Consider the following 8,159-nt stretch of genomic DNA (forward strand, 5'->3'; position numbering starts at 1 on the left):
ATGAGGTATTTTAACAAAGATGTAAAATTTAATAAAAGGTAACTAATTGAAGTATGTGCAGAAGAAATTAATAAATAATAAGGATGACCTTACTATAAGTGATTAAATGATCATTTTTGGATAGGTCATTTTGCTTTTTCAATGTAAGAAAATTAGTAATTAAGATGAAATAATGATGATTTCAAACGAGGACTATTGCCTAAAAGATAAAAACGTGGTAGATTAATACAGTATATATATTACGAGAAAAATACAGAGGTCATATTTTCCCTACTTTAATTTTACTATACAAATCCTCTTGAGTCAACCCCCATTTTTATCTTTTAAAGGAGTGCATGAAATGAACAACGAACTTCAAAAAGAACAAGTAAGAGTAAATGCTGTACTAGATCTAATTACGGACAAAATTAGTAAATTAACAGACGAAACAGCCCAACGTAGAAACGAAGTCATCAATGTTCGTAAAAACTTTTGGGATGAGGTTAAAGTTAATACAGATAGCTTTGATGATTATTTAGAGACGGTTATTAGTTTAAGACAACAATCTCAACTTTTGGCGATCGGCCAAATTAATCATAAGCAATCTTCAAACCGATTATCAGCACTTCGTCGGATGAAAGAGGTTCCTTATTTTGGTCGTATTAACTTTACAGAAGAAGGTATGTCTGAAACGGAGCGTATTTATATTGGTGTTTCAACGCTAATGGATGAAACTGGAGAAAATATTTTAGTTTATGATTGGAGGGCCCCAGTTTCGAGTGTTTACTATGATTATCCACCAGGTCCTGCTGAATATGATACACCTGGGGGGAAAGTAAATGGCGTATTAGACCAAAAATGGCAATACATTATACGTAACGGTGTAATTGAATCAATGTTCGATACAAGTCTTACTATAGGTGATGAGATTTTGCAGCATGTGCTAGGCAAAGGTACAAATAAGCACATGAGAAGCATAGTAGCCAGCATTCAAAAAGAACAAAATCAGATTATTCGTTATGACAAAGGTAGATTACTGATTGTTCAAGGGGCGGCTGGCAGCGGAAAGACATCTGCAGCTTTACAAAGGATTGCCTATTTGCTCTACAAATATAGAAATTGGATAAAAGCAGATCAAATTATCTTATTTTCTCCTAACGCAATGTTTAATAACTACGTATCGAGAGTTTTACCTGAACTAGGCGAAGAAAATATGCAACAGGTTACATTCCAAGAATATTTAGTTCATAGGCTAAGTGATGCGTTCCAAGTTGAGGATAATTATGAGCAATTAGAATATGTGCTAACTGCTTTAGATGATCCTTCCTATAAGACTAGGACTTCAAGCATTCGATTTAAAGCTTCAACTCATTTCTTTGAGACGATTAAGGCATACAGACAATCACTGGAATTATCCGGAATGGTCTTTAGGGGATTTAAATTTAGGGGCAAACCTGTTGTTACAGCTAAACAGATATATGAAAGATTTTATAGCACCGATACTTCTTTAAAATTTAACAACCGATTAGAGAACTTGACGGAATGGTTAAACAAACAAATCAATGACATGGAAAAGCTAGAATTGAAAAAAACATGGGTACAAGATGAAATCGAGTTACTCAGTAAAGATGATTATCAAAAAGCATATAAGTACTTACAGAAAAAACAATTTAAAGATAATTCATTCGATGATTATGAACAAGAAACTAAGGTATTAGGTCGAATGGTTGTACGTAAAAAACTAAAGCCATTACGTGAATGGGTACGGGGATTACGTTTCATTGACATAAAGGGTGTATACAAACAGTTATTTTCCAATCCAACTCAAATTGAACAATGGATTGAAGGGGATATCCCTGAAAATTGGGAAGACATATGTCAGTTAACATTAAATATGTTAGATGAAGGCAAATTGTTTTATGAGGATGCTACACCGTATTTACTTTTAAAAGAATTGGTTCAAGGATTCCAATCGAATGTTACGATTAAATTTGTACTTGTAGATGAAGCTCAAGATTATTCTCCTTTCCAATTTGAGTTCTTGAAGAGATTGTTTCCCTCTGCAAAGATGACTGTTTTAGGTGACTTTAATCAGGCTATCTTTGCGCATGCCAGTGAAATGGGAGATTTTAATGTCCTTAAAGGCTTATATGGGCCAGATGAAACAAAAGTGATCAATTTGACACGCAGTTACAGATCAACAAAACCAATTGTAGAGTTCACACGTAGACTCATACCTGGAGGTAATCTAATTACACCTTTTGAACGAGTTGGAGATAAGCCTGTGTTAACACAGTTATCTAATCGAGAAGATTTGCACAGTCATATTGCATCTAAAATCGAAGACTTAAAGAAAAGTGAATTTAATACAATTGCTGTCATTTGCAAATCTGCTGAAGAAAGTTTAGAGGCGTATGAAGCATTAAAAGTTGTAGAAGGAATCAAGCATGTGAAGAGAAACTCAGTTGAATATGAACAAGGTGTAGTCATTATTCCTGCATATTTAGCAAAAGGAATTGAATTCGATGCAGTGATTATATATGATGCATCAGCTCAAGTTTATGGAGACGAGCGTCTCCGAAGACTATTCTATACTGCATGTACACGAGCAATGCATCAGTTACATCTATATAGCTTAGGTGAAGCGACACCTTTTTTACATGATATAGATTCAGAGTTCTTACTACTAAATCAGACCATAGTACATGAATAAATTTAAACTTCCCTTAATTTATATAAGGGAAGTTTTTTACATTGAACCATCTAGCTTGTAATTATGCGTAAAGAAAACTTTTATTTAAAGTTCATACTTAATTCATAATTAGTCGATATATTCATCTTGTAATAAGTCGTAAAGGAGGAAGTAAATTGGACTATTTAAATAAAAAAATAATTACCCCAAATAATGGAGATTTGGCTGTAGAAGCGAGTGGTTTAGTTAAAATATTTGGTGAAAATCGTGCGGTTGATGGAGTGGATTTAAACGTTCGTGCTGGAAGTATTTACGGTGTACTTGGACCAAATGGTGCAGGAAAAACAACCACAATTAGAATGCTAGCTACATTACTTAGACAAGATGCAGGTACTGCACGCATATTCGGACATGATGTTTTAAAAGAGGCTCAAATTGTACGTCAATTAATTGGTGTTACTGGTCAGTATGCCTCAGTAGATGAGTCACTAAGTGCTACAGAGAATCTTATTATTTTTTCAAGATTACTAGGTCTAGGTAGAGCGGAATCGCGAAAGAAAGCAGCTGATTTATTAGAGGAATTTGGCTTAACGGAAACAGCAAAACGCCCACTGAAAAATTTCTCAGGTGGAATGCGTCGTAGGCTAGATTTGGCTGCAAGTTTAATTGCTCAGCCTCCACTGATCTTCTTAGATGAGCCGACAACTGGTTTAGACCCCCGTACTAGGAATCAAATGTGGGATACTATTCGTCGTTTAGTAAAAGAAGGTTCAACAGTTCTTTTAACAACACAATATCTTCAAGAGGCGGATGAACTAGCTGATCGTATCGCAGTTATCGATCGTGGTCTTGTAGTTGCGGAAGGTACTGTTGATGAATTGAAGGCTTCAGTTGGTAGTTCATCGTTACAATTAAAAATTCAAGATATAAAAGATGTTCAAAAAGCGCGTCAGACAGTAGAACATGTATTAAAAGTAAAATCCAATATCACATCAGTAGAAGGAAAGATTACTGCACCTTTGGCGGATGCTGACCGAGTAACCGACCTACTAATCGCACTACGTGATGAAGGTATTCATTTAGCTGAAATGAGTGTACAAAAACCGACTCTTGATGAAGTATTCCTTACGATTACTGGTAACAGCGTAGATAATGATGGATTAAAGGAGTCAGATAAAACAAAAGAATTGGAGGGAGTAAGGGGATGAGCACTTCAATAAAACCAGCTACTTATCGTGAATTAAAAAATAAAACTAGCTTTAGTCAATCAGTAAAAAATTCATTTACGATGGCTTATCGTGGTTTATTAAAAATAAAGCGTACACCAGAACAATTATTTGATGTTACGTTACAACCTATTATTTTTACACTTATGTTTACTTATATCTTTGGTGGGGCAATCTCTGGTGATGTTAAGAGTTATTTACCGGTAATCATACCAGGAATCTTAGTGCAGACTGTCATTACTACTTCGATTGTTACAGGTGTACAATTGCGTGAAGATATGGATAAAGGTGTATTCGATCGATTCAAGTCGCTGCCAATTGCACGAATTGCACCACTGGCTGGAGCCTTATTGGCGGATACGATACGTTATACAATCGCTACTGTTCTTACTTTCACTATGGGGTATATAATGGGATATCGTCCTGAAGGTGGCTTAGGCTATGTCGTTTTAGCCGGACTACTTGTAATTGTATGTTCATGGGCGATTAGCTGGATTTTTGCCTTTTTTGGAGTAATTGCACGGACAGCATCAAGTGTACAAGGGATTTCTATGCTAGCACTATTTCCATTAACATTCCTTTCAAATGCCTTTGTACCAGTCGATACAATGCCAAATTGGCTTCAATGGTTTGTAAAAATAAACCCAATTTCTCATCTGATCACTGCTGTAAGAAATCTTACGAACACGGGAACTGCAGGTTCAGATCTAATCATTTCGCTTATTGGAGCTGCTGTAATTGTAGCAATTTTTGCACCACTAACTGTAAAAGCTTATATGCGTAGAACATAATAGAAGGTGTTCCGTTAGTTTTTTTCTAATGGAGCACCTTTTCTTGCATTTTCTACTTGAAAATATTGAATAGCATGTGTAACATAATCAAGGTACAAATATATAAATAACTCATATAATCATGGGGATATGGCCCATAAGTTTCTACCGGACGACCAATATAATCGACCGACTATGAGTGAAAGCACATCTAGGGTTCCGCATTATTGTATAAGTAAAATGGCTGGTCCGAGCGATGTGGGCACTACACGTGCTACACCATTAGGGATAAAAACCCAGAAGGACAGGTTTCACTTGAGAGAAACATACTCAAGTGGAACCTGTCCTTTTTTGTTTTATAAAGAGTACTACTGTAAGCCAATCAATATAGATAAATTAAAGCAATGACAAGGGAGAGAATCAGATTGTTAAGTAAACAAAAAGCATTTACATTAGGCTTTCAACACGTCATGGCTATGTATGCAGGTGCAGTTGTTGTACCTCTTATAATAGGTGGCGCACTTAAACTTACGCCAACTCAAATCGCTTATCTGATAGCAGCAGATTTATTTACTTGCGGTATCGCAACAATCCTGCAAAGCATGGGGACTAAATACATTGGTAGCAGATTGCCAGTCGTTTTAGGATGTACTTTTACGGCGGTAGGTCCGATTATTGCAATTGCATCCTCTTCAAACTTACCAACAGCATACGGTGCAATAATTATTTCTGGGATCTTTGTTGTATTAGCTGCTCCTTTTTATGGCAAGCTTTTAAAATTTTTCCCTACAATTGTTACAGGATCAGTAGTTACGATAATTGGACTTTCTCTAATTCCAGTAGCTATGAATAATGCAGCAGGTGGACAAGGGAGTCCAGACTTCGGTCAAATACACAATTTATTACTAGCCCTTCTTACGCTTATCGTAATTTTAATTGTTAACAGATGGGCTAAAGGATTTTTACGTACAATTTCCGTACTTGTTGGTTTGGTTGTAGGAACAGTTGCTGGCTATGTAATGGGAATCGTTCACTTTTCAAGCGTATCGGAAGCATCATGGTTTAGTATCGCTCAACCATTCTATTTCGGAGCACCAAAAATCAGTATTACAGCTATTATCACAATGATTATCGTTTGTATCGTTAGTATGGTTGAGTCTACTGGAGTCTATTTCGCAGTCGGAAAAGCGACTAACCAAAAAGTTAAACAGGATCAGATTGTAAATGGGTTGCGTTCAGAAGGTCTTGCGATTATGCTTGGTGGTATTTTTAATGCATTTCCGTACACAGCGTTTTCACAAAATGTTGGTTTAATCTCACTTACAAAAGTTAAATCTAGGGAAGTTATTTATGCTGCGGGAAGTATCATGGTTGTTCTTGGGTTATTACCTAAACTAGCAGCTTTAACGACTGTTATTCCAAATGCCGTTCTTGGAGGCGCAATGATTGTTATGTTCGGATCTGTCGCAGCTGCCGGGATATCAATTCTTTCAGAAGTAGACTTAGGTAAAGGAGAAAACCTATTAATCGCGGCTTGTAGTATAGCAGTAGGGTTAGGTTCAGCAACCCTTCCACAAATGTTCGACCAACTACCTGACTTTTTAAAAATGTTAATGCAAAATGGAATTGTGACAGGTTCATTAACTGCAATTATTTTAAATTTATTCTTAACAAAACAAAGTGTGGCAGTAGAAGTGCAAGTTACGAAAAAAATATCATAAACTACATACTGAGACCCCTATTAATCGTAGGGGTCTTTTTAGTACTTATTACTAATAAACTTCGATTTTAAATAATGCAAAATCATGTACGAACTTACAACTAACCTTGCCGTGCTCCCATAAACGCTTATAAATTTGCCTTGAACTGCTGAAATCTCAATATTAAATTGCATACGTTTCGAATATCGATCCCAACACCCAAGCAGTATGACTGTGAGGAAGCCGATTTGTGGAGAGAACACTGGCTCATCAAATACCCCTGTAAACAAAATAATTGGTAGGCCAAGTAAAAAACTGTTGAAAAAACATTTTTTGCTGCGCTCAAAAAAGAATAAGTGAATGCATTTTACAATATTTATACTAATTAATGTTATAAAAGCCAATCCTCCTAATGTTCCGTATTCCGCAAACATACCCAGCAGTAAATTATGTGCATGGGGGATGAAATGACCATATTGTATTACATATTCTTGACCAAATCCTATTGGTGTCACACCAAAGAATGGGTGATTTTTCCATATAGTATATGCGTTTTTCCAAATGTCCAACCTTTTATGCCCTGCTTGAATAACAGAATCGGCCCTTGGCATTATATAGAGCAACCATTTCGAAAAGAATAGTCCGATTATGGTACAAACAAAGAAAAAGATTCGATTAAGTCGGAAGATAAAAAGTAAATAAATTAGAACCATCGTCCCAAAGCCAGCTCTTGAACCCGTAAGATAAATTCCATAACTAAGTAGAAGTTGGATTGGAAGCTGCCACGCTAAGTTAATAAAGTGTTTTCTCTCTAAACTAGAAAGTATGCTTGCTAAGAGAAAAGAAATAGCGATTAATAAAATAAAAACAGTAAAGTTGGGATTATATGCACAACCAATTAGACGGTTAAAATTCTTAGGTTCCACTTCTCCAAAAAGCACTGTTCCCAATAAATAACCAACAATCTTAGGAAAAACAAACCATTTAGATATCCATCCAATTACACAACTATATATGCCTCCAAAGATTATGACCATGCGAAATCTCTGAAATAATTGACCTTTCTCAGTTACTAAAATCCTACAATAGATTCCCCAGTAACCAAGAATCATGATACTGACCAATAAAAACAATATATTTCTAAATAAAAGGGCAGCACCAATAGTAGATATAAGTAGGCATAAGAAAAAGTACGAACTAAACGAATAAATAAACCGTTTATTAATAAACCATTGAGTATAGAGTGTACGAAGCCCGATGATCAATAGCAATGAAATACCTACTGGAGGTAAGAGAAAGCAGAGAAGTGCGCTTTTCTCCACTAACGAGAAATTTTTATAAAACTGTATAAACTTTTTCATTGTATACCCCTAGTTAAGTGACATAAATATCCTTAATCATATGGAGGATGTTGTCTTCTCATCTTTAAAATGAATTGTATTTTAGTTAAGTTGTCATCAAATTAACAAACATATTTTAAATACATAGGTTTAAAATACCACAAGAGTTTATTAATTATGTTTTGAAATTGTAAATTGAGCTTAAACTTTTTTGCTAGACAAATTAATGTACAGATTATAAATTTATGCATCTTATAAAAGAAAAATTATTTGTGGTGGTTTGATGAATATGACATTTATTTGAACAAAAATACGATTTAATAATATGAAATTTCTTCCTTATGAATTTTAGTATTGAAATTTTATTTCAAAGATAGTTATAATATATATGAAATTAAATTTACTTTTAAAAAATTACTTGAGGTGAAGCAAACATGCTTGAGAATTTAACA

At 35.0% G+C, this 8,159-nt stretch carries 5 protein-coding genes and 1 riboswitch; of the genes, 4 read left to right on the top strand and 1 reads right to left on the bottom strand.

The features are described 5' to 3' along the window. Nucleotides 1-340: 340 nt before the first annotated feature. From helD to COI44_RS20500, 4 genes are all read left to right on the top strand, one after another. Entirely contained in the window at nt 341-2,692 is a 2,352-nt protein-coding gene (helD, locus tag COI44_RS20485) for an RNA polymerase recycling motor HelD (protein ID WP_098429590.1), read from the top strand. 155 nt (nt 2,693-2,847) lie between these two features. Further along, the gene (locus tag COI44_RS20490) at nt 2,848-3,879 is read left to right on the top strand and encodes an ATP-binding cassette domain-containing protein (RefSeq protein WP_098429591.1); all 1,032 of its coding nucleotides are present in this window, start codon (nt 2,848-2,850) and stop codon (nt 3,877-3,879) included. After that, a complete protein-coding gene (locus COI44_RS20495) occupies nt 3,876-4,688 on the top strand; it encodes an ABC transporter permease (RefSeq protein ID WP_098429592.1) in 813 nt (270 codons plus the stop codon). The genes COI44_RS20490 and COI44_RS20495 overlap by 4 nt, the downstream gene beginning before the upstream one ends. A 91-nt stretch (nt 4,689-4,779) precedes the next feature. Then, nucleotides 4,780-4,883: riboswitch (purine riboswitch) on the top strand. A 209-nt stretch (nt 4,884-5,092) separates the two neighbouring features. Further along, nucleotides 5,093-6,388, top strand: a complete 1,296-nt coding sequence (locus tag COI44_RS20500) for a nucleobase:cation symporter-2 family protein (protein WP_098429593.1) — start codon at nt 5,093-5,095, stop codon at nt 6,386-6,388. A 38-nt stretch (nt 6,389-6,426) separates the two neighbouring features. Here the strand turns inward: COI44_RS20500 and COI44_RS20505 are convergent, their stop codons facing one another. Continuing rightward, nucleotides 6,427-7,728 (bottom strand): O-antigen ligase family protein, encoded by a 1,302-nt coding sequence (locus COI44_RS20505; RefSeq protein ID WP_098429594.1) that lies wholly within the window; start codon nt 7,726-7,728, stop codon nt 6,427-6,429. Nucleotides 7,729-8,159 lie beyond the last annotated feature (431 nt).

It is taken from the genome of Bacillus sp. AFS088145 (assembly GCF_002564465.1).
Taxonomy (GTDB): domain Bacteria; phylum Bacillota; class Bacilli; order Bacillales; family Bacillaceae_G; genus Gottfriedia.